The 23,346-nt window shown below is 68.1% G+C and carries 24 protein-coding genes and 1 pseudogene; 10 read left to right on the forward strand and 15 right to left on the reverse strand.

What is annotated here, in order from left to right; translation table 11 throughout:
- Positions 1–317 (forward strand): tyrosine-type recombinase/integrase (locus ACTWQA_RS48930; RefSeq protein ID WP_443165699.1); only part of this gene is annotated, 317 nt, incomplete at its 5' end.
- Positions 314–1,303: a tyrosine-type recombinase/integrase gene (locus ACTWQA_RS48935; RefSeq protein ID WP_443165700.1), complete on the forward strand. Its 990-nt coding sequence runs from the start codon at positions 314–316 to the stop codon at positions 1,301–1,303. The genes ACTWQA_RS48930 and ACTWQA_RS48935, both read left to right, overlap by 4 nt.
- Positions 1,304–1,920: 617 nt before the next feature.
- On the opposite strand, the gene ACTWQA_RS48940 is transcribed toward ACTWQA_RS48935, so the two are convergent.
- The 4 genes from ACTWQA_RS48940 to ACTWQA_RS48955 form a co-directional block, all read right to left on the reverse strand.
- A complete protein-coding gene (locus tag ACTWQA_RS48940) occupies positions 1,921–2,193 on the reverse strand; it encodes a DNA glycosylase AlkZ-like family protein (protein WP_443165701.1) in 273 nt (90 codons plus the stop codon).
- A gap of 22 nt (positions 2,194–2,215) precedes the next feature.
- Complete coding sequence (locus ACTWQA_RS48945; protein WP_443165702.1) at positions 2,216–2,947, reverse strand: HAD family hydrolase; 732 nt, start codon at positions 2,945–2,947, stop codon at positions 2,216–2,218.
- A gap of 415 nt (positions 2,948–3,362) precedes the next feature.
- The gene (locus ACTWQA_RS48950) at positions 3,363–4,019 is read right to left on the reverse strand and encodes an HAD family hydrolase (protein WP_443165703.1); all 657 of its coding nucleotides are present in this window, start codon (positions 4,017–4,019) and stop codon (positions 3,363–3,365) included.
- On the reverse strand, positions 4,016–5,188 hold the full coding sequence (locus tag ACTWQA_RS48955; protein WP_443165704.1) for an MFS transporter: 1,173 nt from the start codon (positions 5,186–5,188) through the stop codon (positions 4,016–4,018). Before ACTWQA_RS48955 ends, ACTWQA_RS48950 begins: the two co-directional genes overlap by 4 nt.
- Before the next feature lie 75 nt (positions 5,189–5,263).
- Between ACTWQA_RS48955 and pdxR the strand changes: the two genes are divergently transcribed.
- Complete coding sequence (gene pdxR, locus ACTWQA_RS48960; RefSeq protein WP_443165705.1) at positions 5,264–6,688, forward strand: MocR-like pyridoxine biosynthesis transcription factor PdxR; 1,425 nt, start codon at positions 5,264–5,266, stop codon at positions 6,686–6,688.
- 518 nt (positions 6,689–7,206) lie between these two features.
- On the opposite strand, the gene ACTWQA_RS48965 is transcribed toward pdxR, so the two are convergent.
- Positions 7,207–7,839: a TetR/AcrR family transcriptional regulator gene (locus ACTWQA_RS48965; protein WP_443165706.1), complete on the reverse strand. Its 633-nt coding sequence runs from the start codon at positions 7,837–7,839 to the stop codon at positions 7,207–7,209.
- A 60-nt stretch (positions 7,840–7,899) separates the two neighbouring features.
- Between ACTWQA_RS48965 and ACTWQA_RS48970 the strand changes: the two genes are divergently transcribed.
- The 7 genes and pseudogenes from ACTWQA_RS48970 to ACTWQA_RS49000 all read left to right on the forward strand — a co-directional run.
- Complete coding sequence (locus ACTWQA_RS48970; RefSeq protein WP_443165707.1) at positions 7,900–8,190, forward strand: antibiotic biosynthesis monooxygenase; 291 nt, start codon at positions 7,900–7,902, stop codon at positions 8,188–8,190.
- A 53-nt stretch (positions 8,191–8,243) separates the two neighbouring features.
- The gene (locus tag ACTWQA_RS48975) at positions 8,244–9,158 is read left to right on the forward strand and encodes an ATP-binding cassette domain-containing protein (RefSeq protein ID WP_443165708.1); all 915 of its coding nucleotides are present in this window, start codon (positions 8,244–8,246) and stop codon (positions 9,156–9,158) included.
- Positions 9,151–9,915 carry an ABC transporter permease gene (locus tag ACTWQA_RS48980; RefSeq protein ID WP_443165709.1) on the forward strand — a complete coding sequence of 255 codons (765 nt, stop codon included), beginning with the start codon at positions 9,151–9,153 and terminating at the stop codon, positions 9,913–9,915. Before ACTWQA_RS48975 ends, ACTWQA_RS48980 begins: the two co-directional genes overlap by 8 nt.
- Complete coding sequence (locus tag ACTWQA_RS48985; protein WP_443165710.1) at positions 9,912–10,709, forward strand: ABC transporter permease; 798 nt, start codon at positions 9,912–9,914, stop codon at positions 10,707–10,709. The genes ACTWQA_RS48980 and ACTWQA_RS48985 overlap by 4 nt, the downstream gene beginning before the upstream one ends.
- A gap of 32 nt (positions 10,710–10,741) precedes the next feature.
- Positions 10,742–11,113: a DoxX family protein gene (locus ACTWQA_RS48990; protein ID WP_443165711.1), complete on the forward strand. Its 372-nt coding sequence runs from the start codon at positions 10,742–10,744 to the stop codon at positions 11,111–11,113.
- 304 nt (positions 11,114–11,417) lie between these two features.
- Positions 11,418–12,077, forward strand: coding sequence for a cupin domain-containing protein (locus ACTWQA_RS48995; RefSeq protein ID WP_443165712.1), 660 nt, complete (start codon positions 11,418–11,420; stop codon positions 12,075–12,077).
- A 775-nt stretch (positions 12,078–12,852) separates the two neighbouring features.
- Positions 12,853–13,002, forward strand: a pseudogene (locus ACTWQA_RS49000) (hypothetical protein); the annotation flags it as partial.
- 274 nt (positions 13,003–13,276) lie between these two features.
- Here the strand turns inward: ACTWQA_RS49000 and ACTWQA_RS49005 are convergent.
- The 10 genes from ACTWQA_RS49005 to ACTWQA_RS49050 form a co-directional block, all read right to left on the reverse strand.
- Entirely contained in the window at positions 13,277–13,777 is a 501-nt protein-coding gene (locus tag ACTWQA_RS49005; protein ID WP_327581391.1) for a flavin reductase family protein, read from the reverse strand.
- Positions 13,774–14,283, reverse strand: a complete 510-nt coding sequence (locus ACTWQA_RS49010) for an NADPH-dependent FMN reductase (protein ID WP_443165713.1) — start codon at positions 14,281–14,283, stop codon at positions 13,774–13,776. The genes ACTWQA_RS49005 and ACTWQA_RS49010 overlap by 4 nt, the downstream gene beginning before the upstream one ends.
- Entirely contained in the window at positions 14,276–16,174 is a 1,899-nt protein-coding gene (locus tag ACTWQA_RS49015) for an MDR family MFS transporter (protein WP_443165714.1), read from the reverse strand. Before ACTWQA_RS49015 ends, ACTWQA_RS49010 begins: the two co-directional genes overlap by 8 nt.
- Positions 16,171–17,505: an NtaA/DmoA family FMN-dependent monooxygenase gene (locus ACTWQA_RS49020; protein WP_443165715.1), complete on the reverse strand. Its 1,335-nt coding sequence runs from the start codon at positions 17,503–17,505 to the stop codon at positions 16,171–16,173. The genes ACTWQA_RS49015 and ACTWQA_RS49020 overlap by 4 nt, the downstream gene beginning before the upstream one ends.
- On the reverse strand, positions 17,502–18,185 hold the full coding sequence (locus ACTWQA_RS49025; RefSeq protein ID WP_443165716.1) for a cysteine hydrolase family protein: 684 nt from the start codon (positions 18,183–18,185) through the stop codon (positions 17,502–17,504). Before ACTWQA_RS49025 ends, ACTWQA_RS49020 begins: the two co-directional genes overlap by 4 nt.
- A complete protein-coding gene (locus tag ACTWQA_RS49030) occupies positions 18,185–19,246 on the reverse strand; it encodes an LLM class flavin-dependent oxidoreductase (RefSeq protein WP_443165717.1) in 1,062 nt (353 codons plus the stop codon). Before ACTWQA_RS49030 ends, ACTWQA_RS49025 begins: the two co-directional genes overlap by 1 nt.
- A gap of 29 nt (positions 19,247–19,275) precedes the next feature.
- On the reverse strand, positions 19,276–20,403 hold the full coding sequence (locus tag ACTWQA_RS49035; protein WP_443165718.1) for an ABC transporter substrate-binding protein: 1,128 nt from the start codon (positions 20,401–20,403) through the stop codon (positions 19,276–19,278).
- 128 nt (positions 20,404–20,531) lie between these two features.
- Positions 20,532–21,410 carry an ABC transporter permease gene (locus ACTWQA_RS49040; protein ID WP_443165719.1) on the reverse strand — a complete coding sequence of 293 codons (879 nt, stop codon included), beginning with the start codon at positions 21,408–21,410 and terminating at the stop codon, positions 20,532–20,534.
- Positions 21,411–21,426: 16 nt separating this feature from the next.
- Positions 21,427–22,251 carry an ABC transporter ATP-binding protein gene (locus tag ACTWQA_RS49045; protein ID WP_371825775.1) on the reverse strand — a complete coding sequence of 275 codons (825 nt, stop codon included), beginning with the start codon at positions 22,249–22,251 and terminating at the stop codon, positions 21,427–21,429.
- Positions 22,252–22,456: 205 nt separating this feature from the next.
- Entirely contained in the window at positions 22,457–22,882 is a 426-nt protein-coding gene (locus ACTWQA_RS49050) for a hypothetical protein (RefSeq protein WP_327581384.1), read from the reverse strand.
- Positions 22,883–23,346: the final 464 nt, after the last annotated feature.

The raw sequence follows: 23,346 nt of genomic DNA on the forward strand, positions 1-23,346 counted from the left end.
TCATCTCCACCACCGGCAGACCGCTCCTGCACAGCAGCGTCGATGGCATCTTTGCCCAGCTGCTCGGCCTGGCCGGAATCCGTACGCCGCCCGGACGGGCCCGGCCCCGCATCCACGATCTTCGCCACACCATGGCGGTGACCACGCTGCTGGAGTGGTATCGCTCCGGCGTCGACGTCCCCGCCCATCTGCCGCTGCTGTCCACCTGGCTCGGCCACGTCGATCCGGCCTCGACCTTCTGGTATCTGCACGCCTCTCCCGAACTGCTCGCCCTGGCCGCCAACCTTCTGGACAACACCCAGGAGCCGCCAACATGAGCGCCCTAGCGCCCGTCTTGGAGGCGTTCTTCACCGAGCGGCTGATGACCCAGCGGCGCGCCAGCCCGAACACCATCACCGCCTACCGCGACACGTTCAAACTGCTGCTCGGCTACGCCTGCCAGCGCACCGGCAAGCTCCCCAGCAGGCTGGACTTCGCCGACCTTGACGCCCCACTGATCAGCGGATTCCTCCAACACCTGGAAACCAAGCGGGGCAACAGCGTCACCACCCGCAACGCCCGCCTGGCCGCCATCCACTCACTGTTCGGCTACGCCGCACTCAAGGTCCCCGAGCACGCCGCGCTGATCGCCCGGGTGCTCGCCATCCCCACCAAACGACACGACCACACCACCGTCAGCTTCCTGACCCGGCCCGAGATCGACGCGCTCCTGGCCGCGCCCGACCTCGCGACCTGGCACGGCCGCCGCGACCACGCGCTCCTCCTCCTAGCCACCCAGACCGGACTTCGGGTCTCCGAACTCACCGGCCTCACCATCGCCGACGTCCACCTTGGCCCCGGCGCACACGTCTACTGCCGCGGCAAGGGCCGCAAGGAACGCTGCACCCCACTCACCACCCAGACCATCAAGACCCTCAAGCCCTGGCTGGCCGAACGCAGCGGAGACGGTCCTGACCCACTGTTCTGCACCCGCCGCGGCGCCCGGCTCAGCCGCGACGCAGTCGAGCGCCTGCTCGCCAAGTACGTCGCGACCGCAGTCAACACCTGTCCATCCCTGCAGGCCAAGGCCATCTCCCCCCACACCCTGCGGCATTCGGCAGCCATGTCCTTACTCCACGCAGGCGTCGACGTCACCGTCATTGCCCTCTGGCTCGGACACGAATCGCCGACCTCAAGCCGCGTCTACCTGCACGCCGACATGGAGATCAAGGAACGCGCCCTCGCCCGCACCGCACCACCCCACACCAAACCCGGCCGCTACACAGCCCCCGACAGCCTGCTCGCCTTCCTCGACGGACTCTGACCCCGCCGGATTATGCCGTTCGCGCCGCCCCCGCCTCAACGACGGACACCGAGGTTCCCGGGCGCACGCGGCATAACCGAGGCGTCGGCATAAGCCCACTTATGCCGAGAGCGGCATAAGTGGGCATACGCCTTGATCGTGTTGGGGACCGTTCGATGTCGGTCAGGTACGCCAGATAGGCCTCGATCGGCTGGATCAGGCCGTCGTCGCCCAGCACAGTCCATGACTCCAGCCCTGTGACGGGCGGACAGGACCCGCTGCATGTTTCCTCCGATGATCTGCGTGATGGACGGCGGCAGATAACCACATCCAGCAGGCGCATCACCGGGAAGGAGTCGTTCGTCATGGACGTCGTGGACAGTGGCTCAGGCGCTACAGGTAACGACCACCTATGAAACAGCTTCTGGGTTTAAGGGCAGCCACCGAACCCCCTTGCGATGTGCCCTGGACGCGGCGGAGCAAGCCATGGCAAGGAGGGCGAGTTCCGAGGCGGCGAGGACTCCTCCGGCTACCGGCTGCTGGGATCACTATGGGTCTCGGTGGCCTGGGGCGGTGAAGCGGATCTCGTGTGACGCTTTGGCAGCGAGGAAGTCCAGCAGGCCGCCGCCCTCGACGGTCTACGCGTCGCGGTCGAGCGCGGACAGCGGTGCGAACGGGTGCACGGTCAGTGTCGCCGGGTCGTGTGCGGTGGCGAACGTCCAGGTCGCTGCCGTGAAGCCGTCGAGGAGCACCAGGCGAGGGACGGGTCCGTGCGGTTTGACGTTCTGCCGGCGAAGGCCGTCGGTGATCACCCTGGAGCGGTCATGGTGTGACAGCAGCAGGTTGTCGAAGTCGTACAAGAACCGGGCGGGCGCACTGACCTGCGGATGGCGTTGACCCGGGTCGTTCACTTACGACGGCCGTGAGAGCCGGTCAGGCGATCGTGCGTGATAGGTGGTCGGGGAGGTCGGTGAGGCGTTCGATGCGGAGCACCGTCTCGTCTGCCGTCGGCGATGGTCCACCGGTGACGAAGTCGATGCCGCGGTCCAGCCAGATGCCGGTGAGCCCGGCGAGGGCGGCTGCGTTCACGTCGCTTTCCAGCATGTCGCCCACGTTGACCGCCTGCGCGGGGTTCGTCCGCATCCACCGGCAGGCGGTGGCGTAGGCGACGGGCTTGGCCGCACCGAGCTCGGTCGGGGTCAGGACGGCTTCGAAGTATTCGAGGAGGCCGAAGCGGGCGAGCTTGGCGCGCTGCTGCTCGGGGTCCCCGTTGGTGAGAACGGCCAGACGCGGTCCTCGGGGAAGCCGTTTCAGGGTCTCCAGGCATGGCTGGACATCGGGATAGCACCGCCAGGACTCCTCGAACACGGTGAGGTAGCGCTCGGCGATCCAGGCGTCCAAAAGGCCGGGACTTTCAGGAACCGGCTCGCCGAGCATCGGCAGGAAGGAACGAAGCCTGCGCCGGTGGTGCTCAGCGAAGGAGCACTGACCGGCCAGGTATTCCCGCATGTGGCGCGCCTCAAGCGTCCACCACAACGTCGCCAGCTCCTGCGGCGGAGCCGTCGCGTTCGGCGCGGCCTGGACGATCTGGCCGATCGTTTCCCAGACCGCGCTTCGATGATCGACTAGGGTGCCGTCCAGATCGAAGAAAATCACATCCGCCATAGGGGGGATCATCTCGTGGTGCCCGTCCCTGACGCCAGAAGGCAGGTATCGCGATCTTCCGTTCGGGATGGTTGTCCAGGTAGCAGAATGCCCGGCCATACCCCACGTCCTGCCAGATAGCGTGACCCAACGGCGCCAAGGATCGTGGCAATGAATCCGAGGCACCACGTCACAGGGACGCCCTGGTCACAATTAACACGACCCGGCTCAGCGAGAATGATCTTGCGCGGAGTGTGACATCCGGCTTCGGTGTGTGGTCGGTTCAGGTTTGAGATCCAGACATGGTCAAGGACGATATGGAGTCGCGTCTCGATCTCGGGATCGCCGCGGTAGACGTGGAAAGCCGCCAGATAGCTCCCTCGAGGCTCAGCGGGGTGTTCAGTTGCTGACCGGTGTGGATGTCTGTGGCCTCGGTTCAACGGTCGTGGTCGAGGTGGTCGAGGATCCCAGTCAGGTGCGTGATAAGGGATGTGGCTCCGGTGAGCCTGCTTGCAGGGGTCAGGGCGGTGTAGCCGACGACGGGCATGCCAGCGGCTTTCGCGGCGCGGACGCCGTTGGGGCTGTCCTCGACGACCAGGCAGTCGCGCGGGTCGGTGCCGAACGCGGCGGCGGCATGGAGGAAAAGGTCGGGGGCGGGTTTGCCGACGCCGCCGACGTCCTGGGCGCTGAAGACCACACCGGGCGGCAGCAGGGGGCGCAGGCCCGTCCGGTCAAGGGTGAGGTCGATCCAGGCGTGGTCGGAGGAGGATGCCAGGCAGTAAGGGATGCCACGGCGCCGCAGGTCGGTCAGGACGGTGGAAGCGCCCTGGACGGCGTCCAGTCCTTGCTTGAAGGCGGTGAAGACCCGCTCGTGGCAGCGTGCGGTGAAGTCGGCGGGGAGCGTGCCGCCGTATCGGTCGGCGACGACCGTGTGGATGTTGCGGGCGGCGTTGCCGAGGAAGTACCGGTAGGACTCTTCCAGGGTGAAGGGGAAGCCCAGTTCCGTCAGGTATTCGGATAGCACGCGGTGTGCGGTGGGTTCGCTGTCGACGAGGACGCCGTCGTTGTCGAAGATGACCAGCTGGGGTTTCATGGGTTCTCCGTTCGGGTGAACGTCAGGACGAGGGCGATCGCGAGGAATGCGGTGCCGAGGAGGCAGGTCGCGCTCCAGCCGCCGACCGCGTAGGCGGAGGGGCCGACGGCCGCGCCGGCGACGCCTCCGAGGGTGTAGACGGTCATGTAGACCGAGGCGAGGCGGGCGCGGGCGTCGTCGATGCCGTAGACGACGCTCATGTTGAGCAGGTGGACGGCGTTGACGGCGGTGTCCATGGCCAGGAGCCCGATGAGGAGCCAAGCGACGTGGTGTCCGCCAGCCCACAGGGTGGCGAAGGACACGGCGCCGAGGGCCAGTGTCGCCCTGGTGAGCCGAACTCGGTCCGCTCGGTCGGCGGTGCGGCCGAGAGGGCGGGCTACGACTGCTCCGGCGGCGCCGGCCAGGGCGAGTAATCCGATCTGGGCAGGGCCGTACTCGTAGGGAGGTTCGGAGAGGCGGAGGGCGACGGTCGACCAGAACACGCCGAAGGCGGCGAAGGAACAGGCCCCGATGAAGGAGCGCCGTCGCAGCAGGCGGTGGGTGGCCGCCAGCCGGACGGTGGCGCGTAGCTGGGTCCGGTAAGGGAGAGCCAGGTCGGGCGGGGCGGGCGGCATGACGCGGGTGAGGACGACGGCCAGGAGCAGGGTGACGACCGCCGCCCCCGCGAACAGGGCCCTCCAGCCGGCGACCTGCGAGACCAGACCCGCGACCGTACGGGACAGCAGAACGCCGGTGAGGCCACCGGTGAGCATCGTCCCTATGGCGCGTCCGCGTTCGTCGGGTGCGGCCAGGGCGGCGGCGTAGGGGATGAGGGTGTTGACGACGGCGGCAGCGGTGAGCCCAATGAGTGCCCCGGCTGCCAGGAGGAGGCCGGCGGTGGGGGCGGTGGCGGTCAGGGCCAGGGCCGCGGCGTCGAAGCAGAGCAGGACCGCCAAGAAGGGACGGCGGGGGACGATGTCACCGAGTGGGACGATGATGATCAGGGCGAGGGCGTAGCCGAGCTGGCCGATGGCGACCAGGTGGTCCACGGCGTGCGGGCCGAGGGATCGGGTTATCTCCGGCAGTAAGGGCTGGCAGTAGTAGAGGTTCGCGATCGTCAGCCCATAGGCCGTCGCGAGTAGCCGGACGGTCTTGCGGGAGACGGCCCGCGGAGGTCGAACCGTGGTCACCCGGACGACCCTAAGGACACGATTGGGCCGCTGGTAAGATCCACTTTTATGGCGGATGAGTGGCCCAATCCGGGGATGGATCTGCATCTGGAACTGGACGTCGCCGAAGGGCGGCGGACAGGGCTGGAGCGGGCGCTGCGGGAGGCGGTGCGGTCGGGGCGCCTGGCGACCGGAACACGGCTGCCGGCGACCCGCCGGCTCGCGGAGGATCTGGGGCTGGCGCGGGGCACGGTGCGGGCGGCCTACGACCAGCTGATCGCCGAAGGGTACCTGGCCGCGCGGCAGGGTTCGGGCACCGTGGTGGCGCTGCAACCGCAGGTCGCGCCGGTGCCCTCCGCCACGCAGGCGGCGGAGCAGCCGCGGCACGATCTGCGTCCAGGGAGCGCGGACGCATCGGCGTTCCCGGTGGCGACGTGGCTCGAGTCATCGCGGCGCGCCCTGGGATCGGCTCCGGCTGACGCCTTCGGCTACGGCGATCCGCGGGGCCGCCCGGAGCTGCGGGCCGCGCTGGCCGGATACCTGGGACGGGCCCGCGGCGTGTCGGCCCACCCAGACTCGATCTTGATCACCAACGGGTACCTGCAGGGACTGACGCTGCTCGCCGCGGTCATCGGCGGGACGTTCGCGATGGAGGACCCAGGTGTCCCGATGCACCGCGAGGCGGTTCGCCGCACCGGCGCACGGGTGTTCCCGCTACCGGTCGACGATCTCGGCGCCCGTACCGACCTCCTCGGCGGCCTCGGCGCGGACGCGGTGGAGGTCACCCCGGCCCACCAGTACCCGACCGGGCGGACCCTCCACCCCGACCGGCGGCGCGCCTTGCTGGACTGGGCGCGCTCGTCCGGTGGCCTGATCGTCGAGAACGACTACGACGCCGAATTCCGCTACGACCGCAAGCCTGTCGGCGCGCTGCAGGGCGCCGCCCCCAACCACGTGGCCTATCTGGGCACAACGTCCAAGACACTCGGCCCGGCGCTGCGGATCGGCTGGATGGTCCTGCCGCCCCGCCTGATCACCCTGGTCGCCGACGCCAGACTGCACACCGACCACCACACCGAGCACCTTGGTCAACTGACCCTGACCGACCTGATCACCCGCCACGGCTACGACCGCCACATCCGCACGTCCCGCCAGCGATACCTCCGCCGCCGGGACCAGCTCCGCCATCACCTCGCAGGCCTTCCGATTGCGCTGACCGGCATCGCCGCCGGCCTGCACGCCCTGGCCCTCCTCCCGCCGGACGGCCCCACCGAGACCGACATCCGAACCGCCGCGCAGGCCCACGGACTCGCCCTCGGCTACCTGTCGGAGCGCAGCGAACTGCCCTCCACCCGCCAGGGCGTCATCATCGGCTACGGCCGTCCCCCCGACCACGCCTACACCTCGGCCTTGGACGCTCTGACCGCGACCTTCGCCGCCTGCTTCGCTCAGCCAGGGCCGAACTCCCAGCTACAGGGGGACTCGCCGGTATTCCTGCGATCGGCTCCTGGGGGCCGTTGAAGTACCGGTCGAACAGCGGCCCCACGCCGTCGTTCCGGTCGGCGATGAAGCCGTCCGCGGACACGGCGCCCTGGGCGCGCAGCTCGGCCAGGCCGCGGTCCATGTGGACGGTGTTCCAGGACCACCGAGTACTACGGCAAGGCGATCGGCGAGCTCCGCGCCCAGGGCCGCGACGTCCCCGACGAACTGCTGTCGTTCATCGCCCCCGGCCATCGCGAGAACGTCAACTTCTTCGGCTTCATCACCGTCGACATCGAAGCCGAGCTCGCCAAGCTGATCGAGGGGTGGCGGCCTCTGCGCCCGACCAGGGTCCACGATGCGGGCCTGCCTTTCCTGCTCAACCCGTGAGCCCGATGACCCCCTGGAGAAGAAAACTCATACCAGCATTCGAATGAAAAGTCGCATCTCGCGGCGGGGTCGGCGCCTACCGTGACATTCCGTTCGATGGCGTGCATAGCTTTCGGCTCGCCCTCCACGGCTTGCGCCGAAGCGCAGCCCCCGGCCTGCCGCTGGCGGCCCTAATCTGAGCAGAGCTGAGCGTGCAGAGTCTGCAAGGCCCACCGTTCCCAGCGCTCACGCGGCCAGCCGCGTTCACGGACGAACAGCAGGTACAGCTCCGGGCTGAGCAGGCCGTAGAGCAGGTCGGCAGCCTCCTCCACCGGCACCTCCGCCCGGGCGCCGGGCTTGCCGGCCAGTGCCTTGGCCGCCCTCTGCTGGACGACATACCGTGGGTTGACGTCGTGGGGCCACAGCGCGGCGACCTCGGGGTCGCTCGCGACCGCCCCGTCCAGCATCTTGCCGATCGGCGCGACCCGCTCCAAAATCGAGGTCGTGCCCGCGACGTAGGCACGCAGCATGTCGGGGGCGGTGCCGGCGGCCAGCGCGTCGGCGTACCAGGGCCGATCCATGGTGGCCACCGGCTCGTCATCGCCTGCGATCGTCACGTCGACCAGTTCCTTCAGCAGGGCGCGCTTGTTGCCGAAGACGAAGTAGATCGTCTGCACCGCGACCCCGGCCTTGGCGGCGACGTCCTGCAGATTCGTCGCACCGTAGCCGTCCTGCACGAATAGCTCCAGTGCCGCCGCGAGGATGCGCCGGCGCGTCTCTTGCGCCTTCTGTGCCCGTTTGCTGATCCGCTTGACATCGCTCATAGCTAGAGTCTATCTCTAGATTCGATAGCTAGAAGTCAACTCTAGAGAGATGGTTTAGCCATGCCGGTCATTACCGTCACCCGTTTCCAAGCCGACCCCGCCGACGCCGAGGAGCTTCGGGCCCGGCACGCCCTCCTGGTTTCGGCGACCAGGGCGGCCTTCCCCGGGCTCACCGAGGCGCGCCTCGGCCGGATCGACGACTCCGCGTGGGTCGGCGTCTGGCGCTGGGATTCGGCCGCCAGCCTGCAGGCGGCCCGCCAGGCCGTGCCCGGCGACGCCGTGGCCGCCGCGGCCTTCGCGCTGACGCGCGAGGCCACCGTGGAGGACATCGACGTCCTGGACGAGCACTGATGGCCTCCCGGCCCCTTCGCGGGGCCGGGACTTCCCCCGATCGAGGAGATGGCGTGATCGAGATTGACGCGTTGACCAAGGTGTACGGCGCAGCGGAGGTCCGGGCGGTCGACGAGGTGTCCCTGCATGTCGGCGCCGGCACGGTGTTCGGCTTCCTGGGCCCCAACGGCGCCGGCAAGACCACCACCATCAAGATGCTGGCCGGCCTGCTGACCCCCACCTCGGGACAGGTCCGGCTGGGCGGCTTCGACGTGGCCCGGCAGCGCTCAGCCGCCATGGCCCAGTTCGGCGCCGTGCTGGAAGGCTCGCGCAACGTCTACTGGAGCCTGTCGGCCTGGCAAAATCTGATGTACTTCGGCCGGCTCAAAGGCATGCGCAAGGCCCGGGTCGCCGAGCGCGCCCAGGATCTGCTGACCGATCTGGGCCTGTGGGAGCGCCGCCACGACAAGGTCGGCGGCTTTTCACGCGGCATGCAGCAGAAGGTCGCGATCGCCGCCGCCCTGATCGCCGGCCCACCGATCGTGCTGCTCGACGAGCCGACCCTCGGCCTGGACGTCGAGGCCACCCGCACCGTCAAGACCTGGATCGCCGAGCAGGCCCGCGAGCTCGGCACCACCATCCTGCTCACCACCCACCAGCTGGATGTGGCCGAGGAACTGTGCGACCGGGTGGCCGTCATGCGCCAGGGTCGGCTCGTGGCCGATCTGCCCACGCGTGAACTCCTGGCGCGCTTCCGAGAGCGCGACCGGTACGAGATCCGTGTCGAGGGCGCGCCGCCGCCCGGCTTCGACGCCGTCACCCGCGACGGCGTCACCACCATCAGCGTGCGGGTGAACGATCCGAGCGAGGTGTACGACGCGGTCGAGCGGCTGCGCGCGCAGGGAGCCGTCCTGGAGTCGCTGACCCAGGTGCAGCCCGACCTGGAGGACGTGTTCCTCGCCTTGGTGAGCGAGCCGTCCCATGCATGAGGTCCTGCGCGCGGAGATCGGCAAAGGGCTGCGGGTTCAGCTCGCCCACCCGATGGGACACGTGATCACGCTGCTGATCAGCACCATGATGTACCTCGGGCTGCAGTTCGTCCAGGGCCAGGGCGAACTGCGCCAGGACCTGCTACCGCAAACCCTGGTCGCGATCGGCGGCTACTGGTTCCTGCAGTACGCCGGCCTGGTGATGGTGGCCGACCTCATCGAAGAGAAACGGACGGGGACTTTCGCCCAGTCCCAGATGAGCACGGCGCCGCCGTGGCTGCCGATGCTCGGACGGCTGATCACCGCCTCGATGTTCGGCCTGGCCGTGGCCGCCGTCGCCGCCCTCGTCCCGATGCTGGCGGCCGGGATCACCATCCCCTTCCGCTGGGCGGCGCTCCTGCCCGCCGCACTCCTGGGGATGAATGCGCTGGCCTTTACTTTCCTGCTGGCCGCCCTCGCTCTGGTCTCCCCGATGATCGGCGCCCTGCAATCGCTGTTCACCTCGCTGGTGCTGCTGCTCAACGGCTCGTTCCTGCCGCTGGCCCTGTATCCGGACTGGCTGGCCGCAGCGGCCAGGGTCCTGCCCACCACGCTGGGCATCGAGGCGCTTGCCCAGACGCTGTTCGAGGGCCGGACGCTGACCCAGCTCTGGACCGGCGGCACCCTGCCGTGGCTGTTCGCCCACACCCTCGCCCTCACCGCCGTCGCCGGCCTGCTGTTCGCCCGCAACCACCGCCGAGCCCTGGAGTCGTCATGACCTTCGCCCGCGGATTCGCCGCCGAAGTCCGCAAGGGCATGCTCAACCTGCTCGCCGGATGGCGCGAAGCCCTGATGGAGATGATCACATTTCCTCTGTTCTACCTGCTCATCGTGCTGTTCATGGGACGCGGGCAGCTGCGCGCGCACCTGCTGCTGCCGGTGCTCCTCGGCATGGTGGCGCTGACCTTCATCCACGAGCAGGTCAACCGGGTGTTCTGGAGCTACCTGGGCGACATCCAGTCCGGCGTGCTGGAACAGACCTACCTGACCCCGCTGCCCTCGGCCGCGAGCATCCTCGGCCGCCAGGTCGCCGCCGTGATCTCCGCCGTACCCACCGCGCTGGCCGTCCTGGCCACCGGCGCCGTCGCCATCACCGTCCAGGGCGGGCAACTGCCCTTCGACGCGCAGGTGATCGTACCGTTGGCCGCCATCGTGCTGGGCACCTGCGGACTCGCGCTCATCCTGTGCGGGCTGACCCTGGTGTTCAAACGCATCGAGATCATCACCCAGCTGTCCGTGGCGCTCTACGCCATCGCCGGCGGCACCCTGGTCCCCCTGGCCGCCCTGCCCGACCCGATCGCCTTCCTCAGCCGGCTCCTGGTCCCCATCGCGCCCGGCATCGAGGCGATGCGCGACATCCTGCTCGGCGGGCACTCTCTGGCGACTCTCCCCACTGGCTGGGGTCTCGGCTGGCTGCTGGCCCAGCCGCTGCTCATCACGGCCGCCGGGGTCATCCTGTTCAACCGGCTCGAAAACCTCGCCCGGCACCGTGGCACCCTCTCCCGCTACTAGGCCAAAGAACCTGAAGGAAGAGAGCAACTGACGTGAACGTGTTCCTGTGGGTAGTCCAGGCCGTCCTGGCCGCCGTATTCGGCCTGGCCGGGGCCATGCATGCCACTCAGCCCAAGGAGAAACTGCGCCCCATGGCGCCCTGGGTGGAGGACTTCACCCTCACCCAGATCCGCCTGATCGGCGCGGTCGAACTGCTCGGCGCCGTCGGTCTGATCCTGCCCGCCATCACCGGCATCGCCTCGATCCTCACCCCGCTCGCCGCCACCGGCCTGGCCATCACCATGATCGGCGCCGCTGCGGCCCACGCCCGCCGCAAAGAGCCGGCGGCCATCGCTGTCAACGTGGTGCTGCTGGCGCTGGCCGCGGTCATCGCCTGGGGCCGCTTCGGCCCCAATGCATTCTGACCCGAATACTTCCAGGGTGATCACCGCAGGCGGGAGGTGCATCGACCCCCGCCAGGGACAGCCCAGAACCGGGAGATCACAATGACAACGCAGAGCGTGATCCTGCGCCCCATCGGCCACGTCGTGGGCGGCCCGCGGTGTGGATCGGTGGCCAGCACAAGCACCTCGTGGATGCGCCGGAGTAGAGACCACCTCCGGGAAGCGGTCCGCCTATAGGCCCCCGGGTGTCACCAGCGGCATGGTGGACCACTGGTCGACCCTGCCGTGCCGATCGCTGATGCCACATCCACGTTCAGCGGCTTGGATGCGGCGGGACGCCGCGTCCAAGCTCGATCTTGGACTTCGGCTGCACTGGAGCGCGCCGGATATTGGCGCAATCAAACAGGCCGGAATTGGATCTCCCGACGAGGCCAACGCATCACGTAGGGTCATGCCGCTTAGAACGATCCACCGCTTGGAGCGAGTAACGATGTCCTATCCGCCGCCGCGATACTTCAAAGATCACGGGATCGCCAGCTCAACCTACCGGTCGGCCGACGCACCGCCGGACCTCACGATCGGAGTGAAGTCCCGGGTCGGCTATCTGGCGACAGGTGCGAGCACCGATGGCCAATTCGGTCTCTACCGCTGGGACATGGCCGCGATCCCGAACGGCCCCGGCGCCCACTTCCACAGGACCATTTCCGAGTCGTTCTTCGTCCTGGAGGGCACCGTCTCGCTGTACAACGGCGAGCGATGGCTGGACGCGACACCGGGCGACTTCCTGTACGTGCCGCCAGGCGGGGTCCACGCCTTCAGCAACAATTCCGATGCACCTGCTTCCATGCTGGTGCTGTTCACGCCGGGGGCGCCCCGTGAGGCGTACTTCCGGGAGCTCGCCGAAATCGTCGCTTCCGGCCGCCGGCTCACCGACGAGGAATGGACTGAGCTGTATGCCAAGCACGACCAGTACGCCGTACCGTGAACCACGCGTGGCTCTGGCAAGTCACAGCCAGCCGTGCTCCGTGGCCATCAGACGTTTGGGGCTCGCTGCGGACCGCGGTAGGGCAGCATCTGGCTGTACACGATGTTGGTCGTCGCGCTTCCGAACTCGGCAAGTTCGCCGACCAGCCGTTCCAAGCGGCGCATGGACGCCGCGGCACCTTCAGCGTGGAGCAGTCGTCGCCGGTGGTCCGCAGACACTCCAGGATCTCCATCCGCTCGGAGAGCAGCTGGTGCAGCGACTCGTGCCGATTGCCCGGGTACTTGAGGCGTACGACGGCGAGCACGGCGAACACGACCTTCTCCAGATTAACGTCGGCGTGGTAGCCGGTAGTGACACCCATCGATTCCAGGCGTCTCACCGCCGTCCTGCGCGGCTGGGCGCAGACAGCGGAAGGGCGAAGAGCAGAGCACCAGGCTCACCGACGCCGACATCAGCGCGCATCCAGAGCTGAAACTGGCCCGCGGGGCGGCCCGCGACGACGGCGCGACCGCTCGTGATCGACGACGATGTCTGATACCACGCCTGGCTGGCAAGTGCTCAGATGAACGCCATCTTGGCCGACGCCGCCCGGCAAGGAGCCACGACCCTCGGCACCGCCACACCCGCCGGCGCGCGCAACAGACCGTTAGCAGGCCAGCCACACGGAAACGCCGCGGAAACGCGGTGGCCGATTGCATCGACCGTGCCCGGCCGGGTCCACATTGACGGGAGAAAGAGTCGCACATGACTCGACACGAGCCGCAGCTCTCACGGCGTGTGCCGCCCTCGGCCTGCTCGGAGCCGCCCCTCTGACCGCGAGCGGCGTGCTGGCCGCCTCGCCCGCTCCTACGGCATGGCCGACAAGGAGAAGCGAATCCCCAACACGACCGACACCATCTACGCCCTCGCTTCGGCGTCCAAGACCTTCACCGGGCTGGGATCAAGTTCTATGAGAAGATCGGCGCGGCGTGCAGGGAGGCCTGCAGCGGATCGTCGTGGTGGCGCGCGAACTGCTCGGCCAGGTGCCGGTGAAAGGCGCTGGTGCCAGCACGTAGCAAGTACCGGCAGCATGTGCATGCCATGCTGCCGGCCCCGCCCGCCGCAAGCGCGCGGCCCGAAGGTACCGACGCTGTCGTTGATCAGCACGGCGGCACCGAACTCGGGCTTGTCGTCGCTCATGACCACTGAGGCCTGACCGTTCAGGCGCTGGACGTCAGCGTCATGAACGCCGAGCGATGCCAGACCAGGGGCCGGTGTGGGAAATCGTCCCGGAATCCCAGCACGCGCAGGACGATGATCTCGTGATCGCCGGCGTCGTGCGCGGCGTCGATCGAGCATTCCAGCCAGATCGCCGCGCCGTGCAGGAAGACCGACCCGGAACAGGAGACCAGGGTGTCGATTCCATCGAGCCGGGTGTCCTTCTCCCGGGACGCGAGCTGGCGGGCCTTCTCCGTATGGCCCTCGCCGAGCACGGACACGCCAATGGCCGTGGCCTTCGCGAGCAGAGGCCAGGTCGTCGACGATCGCTGGACCGCACAGAGCACAAGTGGGGGATCCTGGGACACTCCCACGCTGAAAGACGAGACCACGAGAACGGCCGGGTCGCCGTCGACGATTGCTGCGAGCGCCGCGACGCCGGAGGGGAATCCCGAGAACACCTTGCGGAGAGCCTGGACATCGCCGACGTAGGGTCTGATCATGACCGCTCCCTCCCGCCGACGCCACGAAGGACGACCGCTCGCCACGACTTCAACCAGGATTCCAGGGAACCGTCGGTCCCGTAGGTGCTGTCGATCAGATAGAGGGACGGAGCCGGGCAGCTCGCACCCAGCTCGACGAGGAGCGGTTTGAGGTGCGTCTCCGGTGCCATCGCATGCATGGGCGCCGCACCGAGCATCACAGGAACCCCGACGACGCCGGCCAGCCCGTTCTGGCCGGGGAACCGCTCGAGGAAGAGCTTGAGCAGGCCCGTGTACGTCGCCTTGAACGTGGGGGAGGCCACGATGAGCAGGTCGGCCTTGGCCACCGTGTCGACCGCCGCCTGCACCTCGGCGTCCGTCCAGTCCAGCAGGGCCGCACCGAACTGCGAGAGTTCGATGACACTTATCTCCTCGCCCAGCCCCCGTGCCAGCCTCTCCGCCGCGTCCCTCGTACGGGAAGCCGGCTTCGGATTGCCGATCAGGGCCACGATCCGGTCGTCACTCATCGGTCACCTCGTCTCTCTTGCACTGGAAGTACTCCCGCCCACGCACCTCGTCCTGGTTCATCTGGGCGATGAGGTCGTCGACGGTCTCGAATGTGATCTGGGGACGGATGAACCATTCGACTGAGATTTCGGCCCGGCACCCGTAGATGTCCTCATCGAAGTCGAGGATGTACGCCTCGATCGTCCGCGATGTGGCGTTGAACGTGCCGTTCGGCCCGATCGAGACGAGCGCCGCAAGCGACTCGGGCGAAGGCCTGGCGTCAGCCGGGTCGGCACGCTGGAGGATCGTCAACCGTCCCGCGTATACCCCGTCCCCTGGAAGTCTGGTGGCCGGGCCGACGTCGATGTTCGCCGTGGGGAAGCCCAGCTTCTTCCCCCTCCCCTCGCCGTGGACGACGGGGCCGGTGGCGTAGCCAAGGAAGCTGCCTGAGTTCGATTCCAGCACATCATGGCCCTTTCTCCCCGGATGGCCGGGCTCTGATGAGCCCACCGCAGGTCCGAGCATCGCGGCCGCCATGACGCACAGCGCCGCGGATACGGCGAGCACCGCAAGGGCCGTACCTTCGGAGGCGGCGGCGAGCAGCGCGGCGGTCGCGGCACTTCCGAGGACCCCACCTGCCTGTTTCACCGCGTTGTAGGCACCCGCGGCAGCACCCATGAGCCTGTCCGGTATCCCCGTCAGCGCGGCGACCGAGAGCGGTGCCCAGATGAAGGAGTTGGCGAAACCGTAGAGCACGAAAGCACCGGAGACAGTCCATTGGTTCGATTCCGCCAGCACGAGCACGGCGGAGGCCGCCATCGAAACGGTCAGGGAGACCGAGCCGACGATCGCGGTGAAACGGCTTCCCCGCGCGTTCACCGAGCGGCCGGCGAACGGTGCGGCGATCGCCGCGACGACGCCCATCGGGACGAGTGTGAGGGCCGCCTCGATGGGATCGAGTCCCCGGTCTTCCTGGAGGTAGATCATGACGGGGATCATGGCCGCGCCGACGGTGAAGGACGCCGCGGCGCTGCCGGCCGCGGCCATCACGAATCGGCGGTCGCGGAAGAGCACGACCGGCAGCAACGCGATGTCCGGCCTGCCACGCTGGGCGTACACCACGCCACCGACGAGCACCGCGCCGACGCACAGAAGGAGCCACGCCGGCATGAGCCCCAGCACGACGCCGCCCGGCGAGGCCGCACCCTCGTGGATTCCCGCGACGATGGCGAAGGCCCCGGCGCCGCTGATCAGCACGGACGCGAGCGGTATCGAGACGGGCAGGCGGGTGGAACGCGGAACCCAGCGCCAGGCCGCAATCCAGGCCGCGATCCCGATGGGCACGTTGACCAGGAATATCGACTGCCAGCCCCACGTCCCCACCAGGACGCCGCCCAGGAGCGGCCCGCTGACCGCGGCGGTTCCCCCGACCGACGCCCAGATTCCCAGCGCCGTCGCGAGTGCCGGAAAGGTGAAGATCCTGCGTATGATCGTCATGCTTTGCGGCGTCATGAGCGCTGCTCCCAGCCCTTGCAGGACGCGCCACAGGATGAGGATCCCGGTGGTCGGGGAAAGCGCGCACAACAGCGAGGCGGCTGTGAAGAGCCCCAGCCCGAGAAGGTAGATGCCGCGGGCCCCGAACCGGTCGCCGAGCCGGCCTGCGACCAGGAGCGGGATGGCATAGGCGAAGAGGTAGGCGCTGTTGACCCAGATCCCGGCCTGCTCACCGGCCCCGAGATCCTTCATGAGCGCCGGCAGCGCCACCGAGATGATCGTGCTGTCCACGAGCAGCAGGAAGAATCCGGCGCAGAGGGCGGCGAGGGCCGGCCAGTGGCGGCGCATCGGAGCCTGGGCCGGCACCGCCTGCCGGATGGTGGGCTCGATGGGTTCCGAGCGGGCGGACCGGGTCATGGGGCGAGGTTCTCGCGGAGCGTGCGGCCGGCGTACCGGGGGGCTAGTGCGCCACGGCGACGGAGCTCCGGGACGAGCAGCTCGGCGACGTCGTTGAGCCCCGAAGGCATGCCCAGCGGGCTGGACAGCATGTAACCGCCGCGGGAGCCGGTCGCGGCGAAGTTCTCCTGCAGCGCGTCGGCGACGGCGCCCGGGCTTCCGGTGATCGTGTGGTCGATACCGGTGGCGCTCTTCCAGCCGTGCTCGAAGAACTCTGCCCGGCCCATGCGGTAGCCGTCCCCGTACTCCCCCACCAGCCGGGACACGAGCCCCGCCTGGCTGGCCTGCGCGGCGTGGAGCTGGTCGCGAAGGTCACCGAGCAGGAATTTCGCCGGAAGCGTGGACAGGTCATATCCCATGTTGTGGGAGAGGTACGCGCCGACCGCCTCCTCGTCCCAGAAGTCCAGCACTTCCGCGCGCCGGGTGCGGGCCTCGTCCTCCGTTCGCCCGACGATCACCTGTGTCGCCCAGAGAATGCCGACGCTTTCCGGCTTGCGCCCTTCGGCGACCAGCGCCTCGTCGAGCATCCGCCGGTGCCGCAGCTGGCCGGTGAGGTTCGCGCCGAAACCGAAGACCACGTCGGCGAACCGGGCCGATGCCGCGATACCGCGGGGCGAGTTTCCTGCCTGCACCAGCACCGGGCGGATCTGCGGGCTTGGTACGGCGGGCAGCGGTCCCTTGACGGTGAAGAAGCGGCCACGGTGATGGATCGGTGAGACCTTCGCGGGATCGGCATACCGGCCGGAGTCCCGGTCGCGGACGATGGCGCCCGGCGCGACCGAATCCCACAACGCCTGGCAGACGTCGACGAACTCCTCCATGCGTGCGTAGCGCACGTCATGCTCGAGAAGCTCGTCGTAGCCATAGTTGGCGGCATCGGCGCTGCGCGTGGAGGTGACCACATTGAACGCCATGCGGCCACCCGTCACGTGGTCGAGCGAGTTCAGCAGGCGCGCCACGTAGAAGGGGTGCATGAACGTCGAGGAGTAGGTGAGGCCGAAGCCGATCGACGAGGTGACCGTGGACATGGCCGCGATGACCGGGGCCATGTCGTGTCTCGGCCACTGGATTCCCCATTCCACGGCCGGCTCGATCGAGCCGCGCCAGGTGTCCGGGATGCCACTGCCGTCCCCGAAGAACAGCATGTCGACGCCGGCACGCTCGGCGGTTTGCGCCAGTTCCATGAACATGCGTACGTCAGGGAAGTCGCGCCCCACCCATGAACCTGCGGACGCCCAGCGGCCCTCGGTGTGGGTGAAGGACAGGTCGAAGGCGAGGTGAATGCCGCTCATCGGAGGATCTCCAGGTCGTTCGCCGCCTCCCGGTCCTTCCACAGGGCGGCGAGGTCGGCCGCTGTGGACAGCACGGCAACGTTGAGCGCGAGTTGCTCGAGGGCGTTGTTGTGGAGGCGCGTGTCATAGGCCGCCACCGCGTCGACGGGAACGACGACCGGCCAGCCGAGCTGGAAGGCGTCCGTGGCGGTGGCGGTGACACAGCATTCGGTCGTCAGGCCGGCGACCGCGACCCAGTCGATTCCCTCGGCCCGCAGACGGGTCTCGAGGTCGGTGCCGATGAAACCGCTGTAGTGGCGCTTGGCCACGCGCGGCTCCCCTTCGGCCGGCGCGACCCGGTACCACTCGGCGCCGCGCGTGCCGATGACGCAGGGTTCGCCGGGACCGGGTGGCGCATCGAGGTCACCGCCGCGGAACCATGCGCTGGACCGCCACGGGTTCTCCGGGTCGCTCGCCAGTTCGATCCACACCACAGGCACCCCAGCCTCGCGGGCGGCTTCGACCAGTCGCGACGTTTCGGTGATGGCGGCCTCGACGAGTGCGGAAGCGTGCTCGTCCAGGCCGTAGGGGGTCAGGAACGCAGGATCGCCGAAGGAACGCTGCACGTCGACGACGAGCAGCGCCGGTCGGTGGCCGGGCGAGGACAGAAAGGACAGGTGCTGGGGGCGGAGGCTTTCCATCAGGCGGATGCCTCGTCCATCGCCCGCAGGGCGGGAAGCACGGTCTCGCCGAAGAGCAGCATGTCCTCGTCGTACTCCGGGAAGATCAGCATCAGCCCGTCCAACTCACCTTCCCGCACGACCGTCGCGATGTGCTCGATGATGGTTTCGGTGGATCCGCTCACGTACGGGGTCTGGAAGGCCGCCTCACCGGTGGCTCCTTTCGCCCAGGCACGCGCCTGGTGCTCCGCTATGCCCCAGGAGGCACGCATGGCGGCCAGCGCTTCGCGGTCCACGCCCTCGCCCCACCGGCGAACCTTTTCCTCGGCGGCGGCGTCCGTCTCGTCCTGGACCACGGTGAGCATCGAGTACGTCTTGACCGTACGGCCCAGCTTCGCGGCCTTTTCATGGACGTCCCGGGAAAGGTCCCGCATTTCCTCGAGGCTGTCGGCTCCAAGGAAGGCCCCGTCCACGTAGGCGGCCTGAAACTCCCTCGCGCCCGCCGAACGACCGGCGCTGATAAGAGTCGGCCGGGTTTCGGGATGAGGGCGGGATTCGCAGTCGTTCAACGTGAAGAAGTCGCTCTTCATGGTGACCGCGTGCTCCGACCACAACCGCGTCACCGCCTGCGTCCACTCAGTGGTCATCCGGTAACGCTCGGCGTGGGACAAGTCGGCGTCCCAGAGACCGAACTGCTCGAACTCCGCCGCGTACGCCCCGTTGACGATGTTCATCCCGGCGCGGCCCTGGGAAATTTGCTGCAGCGTGGTGAACATCTTGGCCGCGATCGCGGGGTGGTGGATGTTCGCGTGCATGGTCGCCCAGATCTTCACGCGCTCAGTCGCCTCGGCCAGGGCCGACATCATCGTCATCGACTCCAGGCTTTCGCCCCAATGGTCGGTGGTGCCGCCGAAGCCGCGCCACTTCGCCATGGACATGATGAAATCCAGACCGATGGCTTCGGCATGCAGCGCCGCACGTTTGTTGTACGCGTAAGTAGCTTCGGGGTGCGGCGCGGTGGTGGAGAGCATCCAGCCTCCGCTGCCGATGGGGAGGAAGATTCCGTATTCTTTCGGGGACACGATGCCGCCTTCCGATATGCGCGTTGACGTCAGGGAGCCGGCCACGCCAGCTGACCCGACTGGTAGAGGGCAGTAAGGTACGAGGAGTCGAAGAAGGACTTGGCGTCGGCGGGGCTCGTCTTCTTCAGCATGGAATGCTTGGCCAGCAACTCGGCCAGTGCGGTGATGTTGTCCATGTCGATGAGGCCGAGTGGGGCATCCGGCGATTTGGTCTGCTGCACCAGCGCGACCTCGGTCTGCCAGATCTTCAGGTTCTGCGCCTTGTCGTATCCTCCGTCGGACAGGTCGGCTGCGTACCCGACGCATTCCTCACCCCTGGTGGAGCAGTAGTCGTAGGCGTGCAGGCCGGCCCGCAGGAAATCCTCGACGGCCGTCCGGTGCCCGGCGGCGAAGGCCGGGTTGGCCGCCATACCGCCGAGCGAGCCGGGAACGTGGTAGTCGTAGGGCCGCCACACCTTCACCTGCTTGCCGGCAGCCGCGAGCAGGTTCGGCTCGTTGGAGATGAACCCCGTCAGGGACTGGACCTGGCCACGAGGCAGAACGGACGGGTCGTAGCCGACGACGACCTGCTTGATGGAGGGCACGTCCGCGCCCGCCTGGGTCAGCATGGCACTGATCCCGACCGACAGGCTGCCCTTCTGTCCCAGGGTGGTGCCGTTGAGCTGCTTGAGATCGGTGATGGTCGGCATCGTCATCAGCACCTCGAGGCCGGCATTCGAATAAGCGGAGATGCCGAGGATGCTGATCCCATTGTCGCGGGCCTGGATCACGTCCTGCTGGCTGACCGGGCTGATGGTGACCTGCCCGCTGGCCAGGAGCTTGGCGTTCTGACTGGTGTTGCCGGTCCCGGGCTTGATGTCGACGTCGAGGCACAGGGCGTCGAAATAGCCCAGCTTGTCCGCGGCGAGGTACTCCAGAATGGACGCCGAAGCCTGGTAGAAGTAGCCAGTCAAGTAGGTGATCTTGCCGGCCGCCTTGTTCTGGGCGCAGCGTGCGGCGGAGATGGCGGTTCCGCCCGACGTGCCCTGGGCGCTGCTGGTGGCTCCGACCGGCGCGCCGTCGGCGCTGCTTGTGTCACCGGAGCACCCGGTGAGCCCGGAAGCGGCGACAACGACAGAGGCGGCGGCCACAAGGGCACGCAGCAAGCGTTTCTCCATGAATGACTCCTCGCATGTGCCAAGCGCGCAGCGCATGACGGGTAAGGGGTGAGGTTTCGCCCGGCTCCGTGGCGCCGGGAAGAGGTGGAGCAGACGTCCACGAGGCCGCTCGGTCGCGGCCGGGGACGTCAGCCGGCCGCGCCCTGAGTGCTCTCGTGCCAGTGCAGGGCCCTGCGTTCGGCGATCGTGACGACGAGGAGCAGCGCCGAACCCATCAGGGCCAGGACCGCGATCGACGCGTACACGACGGGAAGCCGATTCATGGTCGAGGCCACACTGATCGCAGTGCCGAGCCCTTCCGCCGCGCCGGGGGCGGAAAACTCGGCGACCACGGCACCCACGATGGACAGGGGGAAGACGATGCGCAGCGCGGCGAACAGGTACGGCAGCGAGCTCGGCACCCGGACACGCCACAACATTTCCAGCCGCGACGCGTTGAGCGTGCGGTAGACCTGCACGACCGAGAGCGGCACGGCCCGCAGCCCGACGGAGGTGTTGATGAGGATCGGAAAGAAGCAGATCAGGCCGGTGACGATCAGTTTGGGCTCGGGCCCGAATCCGAAGGCCACCACGAGAACCGGCGCGATGGCGACCAGAGGTGTCACGTTGAGGACGACCGCGACCGGCATGATCGCCCGCCGCGCCCACGCAAGCTCGCTGATCACGATCGCCAGGACGAACGCCGTGACGAATCCCAGGGTAAGCCCCAGAAGCGACTCCTGAAGGGTGACCCAGGCGTTGCGGAGGTAGTAGTCCGGCTCCTCGGCCAGCGCTTCTCCGACCGAGGAAAGTTCCGGCAGGAGATACGGCATCGAGCGGGCGCCCCACTCCCACAAGACGCCGAGCACGCACACCATGACAGTGAGCGGGAGCCAGATCTTCGGACGCACGAAACCGATCCGCGATCTCGGATGGCGCAGGCTGTAGCGAGACGGTTCGGCGGCGGGCTCTGCGACAGGCCGCTCGGCTTCCGGCAAGGTGGCGACGACATCGTCAAGGGAAGTCATGTCGGTACTCCTCCCGTCACGCGACGTGCGTGTGCCAGGCGCCACGCAACTTTTCTCGAATCAGATCCTCGAATCGGTGGAACTCTGGCGTCTTGAGCAGGTCACGCCCTCGTGGCCTGGGCAGATCGACGGTGACGACGTCGGTGATGCGGCCGGGTTTCGGCGCCATGACGACGATCATGTCGGAGAGCCGGACCGCTTCGCTGACCGAGTGGGTCACGAAGACGACGGTCGTCTTCAGCTCATCCCAAAGATCGAGCAGCTGCTCCTGCAGGCTCTCGCGGGTGAACTCGTCGAGCGCCGAGAAGGGCTCGTCCATCAGGAGAACGTCGGGCTGCAGACCGAAAGCCCGGACAATCGCGGTCCGCTGCTGCATCCCACCCGAGAGCTGGCCCGGCAGCTTGTGCGCGGCTTCGGCGAGGCCCGCCTTGCGAAGAAGCTCTGTCATGTCGGGACATGTTGGAGTGTCGCGATGCGCGGCCTGGCCGATGGCCGACCGCCGCCGGCCCGCGGCCCGGTTGACCTTCTGGGGCAGCGTGACGTTCTTCAACACCGACAGCCATGGCAGAAGGGCCGGCGTCTGCGGCACGAGCCCCACCATCTTCGCCGCGCAGGCTGCTTCCGGGCTGACCCCGTAGATGCTGACCTCACCCCGGTCGGCCGGCTCCAGCCCGGCGACCAAGCGGAGGAGCGTGGATTTCCCACAGCCACTGGGGCCGATGACACTGACGAACCGGCCGGGCTCGATGGACAGGCCCACGTCGTCGAGCGCCACCATCGCCGAAGCTCCGAAACCGTAGACCCGGCGGGCGCCGCGCACCTCGATCGCTGCCGCGCTCATGCGACGACCAGGCGCTCGGGACGACAAAAGGGCATACCAGGAACCATGACGCTCTCCCCACACTCACACCACTTCGAACGCCGGAGAGCGTGCGGCGCGAGTTCGTATCTGCACCGCGGAAATCCGAGTAGCTAAGACGCTAGGGAGGCCACATTGCGTGGTTTCGACACTTCTGTTGCCAGGGTGTTACGGCTTCCCGTGGGGGTCATCGCTCGACCAGCGGCACAATGTCCCCGTCATCCCGGAACAGAAGCACCTCGATGCCCACGTCCCGGGCGGCGGTGGCGACCCAGCCCGAAAATGCCTGGGACACTGCTTCGCTCACGCACAGGATGGCTCGGCCTCCAGGAAGGATCGAGCGGCTGAGCCACACGAGCTTGAACATGTCCGCCATGACCTTGTTGCGATGATGCGACTTGTACGTCCCCTGGTTGGCGACGAGCTGTACCAGGAACCGGTTATCCGCGTCGACCCCCTCGACCTCCACCCGGCTCCCGTCCGGCAGCACGAGCGTCCGCGGACGAAGCCGGACGTCAAACCTCGTGCTGAGGCCCTCCAGCATCCGCCGTTCCGTCGAATCGCGACGAATCCGGTGCCAGACCTGGGGATCTTCTTCTTCGGCCAGGGTCACCCCGGAAGTGTAACCAGGCCTCGCAATGCGTAACCAGGCCTCGCAGAGCCGTGTGACGAAGACCGCTCCCCATCTCCCCGGCGGTTCGGGACCCACGACTATGCCTCTGATGTGGCCCAATGATGCCGTGCACGGGCCGGTCGCCCGGGCGGCAACTTTTGACGGTCGGCCGGCGCGCGGGTCGCCGTCAACTCGACAGTGCCCATGCCGGATCGGCGGCCGAGCCGGGTGAGAACGCATCATGCGGAGTTCGCCGGGATCGGGCCTACATCGCGTGCGCCTGGCTACCCGATGAGGGTTTCCTGCCGCTCTCGCGCGGAGTGCATGTCCCAGAGAATGTCGGCCAGCTCGGCCGGGTCGGCCGCGGGCAGGTCGGACACGGGCTCGCCCTCGGCCAGGCGCCGCTGGTAGTCGGCCTCGAACGGGGTGCCCAGGACGCGGGCGCCGATGTAGAGCCTCCCGAC

Origin of the sequence: Nonomuraea sp. 10N515B (assembly GCF_052245915.1) — a bacterium.
Taxonomy (GTDB): domain Bacteria; phylum Actinomycetota; class Actinomycetes; order Streptosporangiales; family Streptosporangiaceae; genus Nonomuraea.

What these genes read in the sequence shown, in the direction of transcription:
- ACTWQA_RS48935 (WP_443165700.1), top strand. Translation starts at nt 314, where the DNA reads ATGAGCGCCCTAGCGCCCGTCTTGGAGGCGTTCTTCACCGAGCGGCTG.
- ACTWQA_RS48945 (WP_443165702.1), bottom strand. Translation starts at nt 2,947, where the DNA reads ATGGCGGATGTGATTTTCTTCGATCTGGACGGCACCCTAGTCGATCAT.
- ACTWQA_RS48950 (WP_443165703.1), bottom strand. Translation starts at nt 4,019, where the DNA reads ATGAAACCCCAGCTGGTCATCTTCGACAACGACGGCGTCCTCGTCGAC.
- pdxR (WP_443165705.1), top strand. Translation starts at nt 5,264, where the DNA reads ATGGATCTGCATCTGGAACTGGACGTCGCCGAAGGGCGGCGGACAGGG.
- ACTWQA_RS48965 (WP_443165706.1), bottom strand. Translation starts at nt 7,839, where the DNA reads ATGAGCGATGTCAAGCGGATCAGCAAACGGGCACAGAAGGCGCAAGAG.
- ACTWQA_RS48970 (WP_443165707.1), top strand. Translation starts at nt 7,900, where the DNA reads ATGCCGGTCATTACCGTCACCCGTTTCCAAGCCGACCCCGCCGACGCC.
- ACTWQA_RS48980 (WP_443165709.1), top strand. Translation starts at nt 9,151, where the DNA reads ATGCATGAGGTCCTGCGCGCGGAGATCGGCAAAGGGCTGCGGGTTCAG.
- ACTWQA_RS48985 (WP_443165710.1), top strand. Translation starts at nt 9,912, where the DNA reads ATGACCTTCGCCCGCGGATTCGCCGCCGAAGTCCGCAAGGGCATGCTC.
- ACTWQA_RS48995 (WP_443165712.1), top strand. Translation starts at nt 11,418, where the DNA reads ATGCGGCGGGACGCCGCGTCCAAGCTCGATCTTGGACTTCGGCTGCAC.
- ACTWQA_RS49005 (WP_327581391.1), bottom strand. Translation starts at nt 13,777, where the DNA reads ATGATCAGACCCTACGTCGGCGATGTCCAGGCTCTCCGCAAGGTGTTC.
- ACTWQA_RS49010 (WP_443165713.1), bottom strand. Translation starts at nt 14,283, where the DNA reads ATGAGTGACGACCGGATCGTGGCCCTGATCGGCAATCCGAAGCCGGCT.
- ACTWQA_RS49015 (WP_443165714.1), bottom strand. Translation starts at nt 16,174, where the DNA reads ATGACCCGGTCCGCCCGCTCGGAACCCATCGAGCCCACCATCCGGCAG.
- ACTWQA_RS49020 (WP_443165715.1), bottom strand. Translation starts at nt 17,505, where the DNA reads ATGAGCGGCATTCACCTCGCCTTCGACCTGTCCTTCACCCACACCGAG.
- ACTWQA_RS49025 (WP_443165716.1), bottom strand. Translation starts at nt 18,185, where the DNA reads ATGGAAAGCCTCCGCCCCCAGCACCTGTCCTTTCTGTCCTCGCCCGGC.
- ACTWQA_RS49035 (WP_443165718.1), bottom strand. Translation starts at nt 20,403, where the DNA reads ATGGAGAAACGCTTGCTGCGTGCCCTTGTGGCCGCCGCCTCTGTCGTT.
- ACTWQA_RS49040 (WP_443165719.1), bottom strand. Translation starts at nt 21,410, where the DNA reads ATGACTTCCCTTGACGATGTCGTCGCCACCTTGCCGGAAGCCGAGCGG.
- ACTWQA_RS49045 (WP_371825775.1), bottom strand. Translation starts at nt 22,251, where the DNA reads ATGAGCGCGGCAGCGATCGAGGTGCGCGGCGCCCGCCGGGTCTACGGT.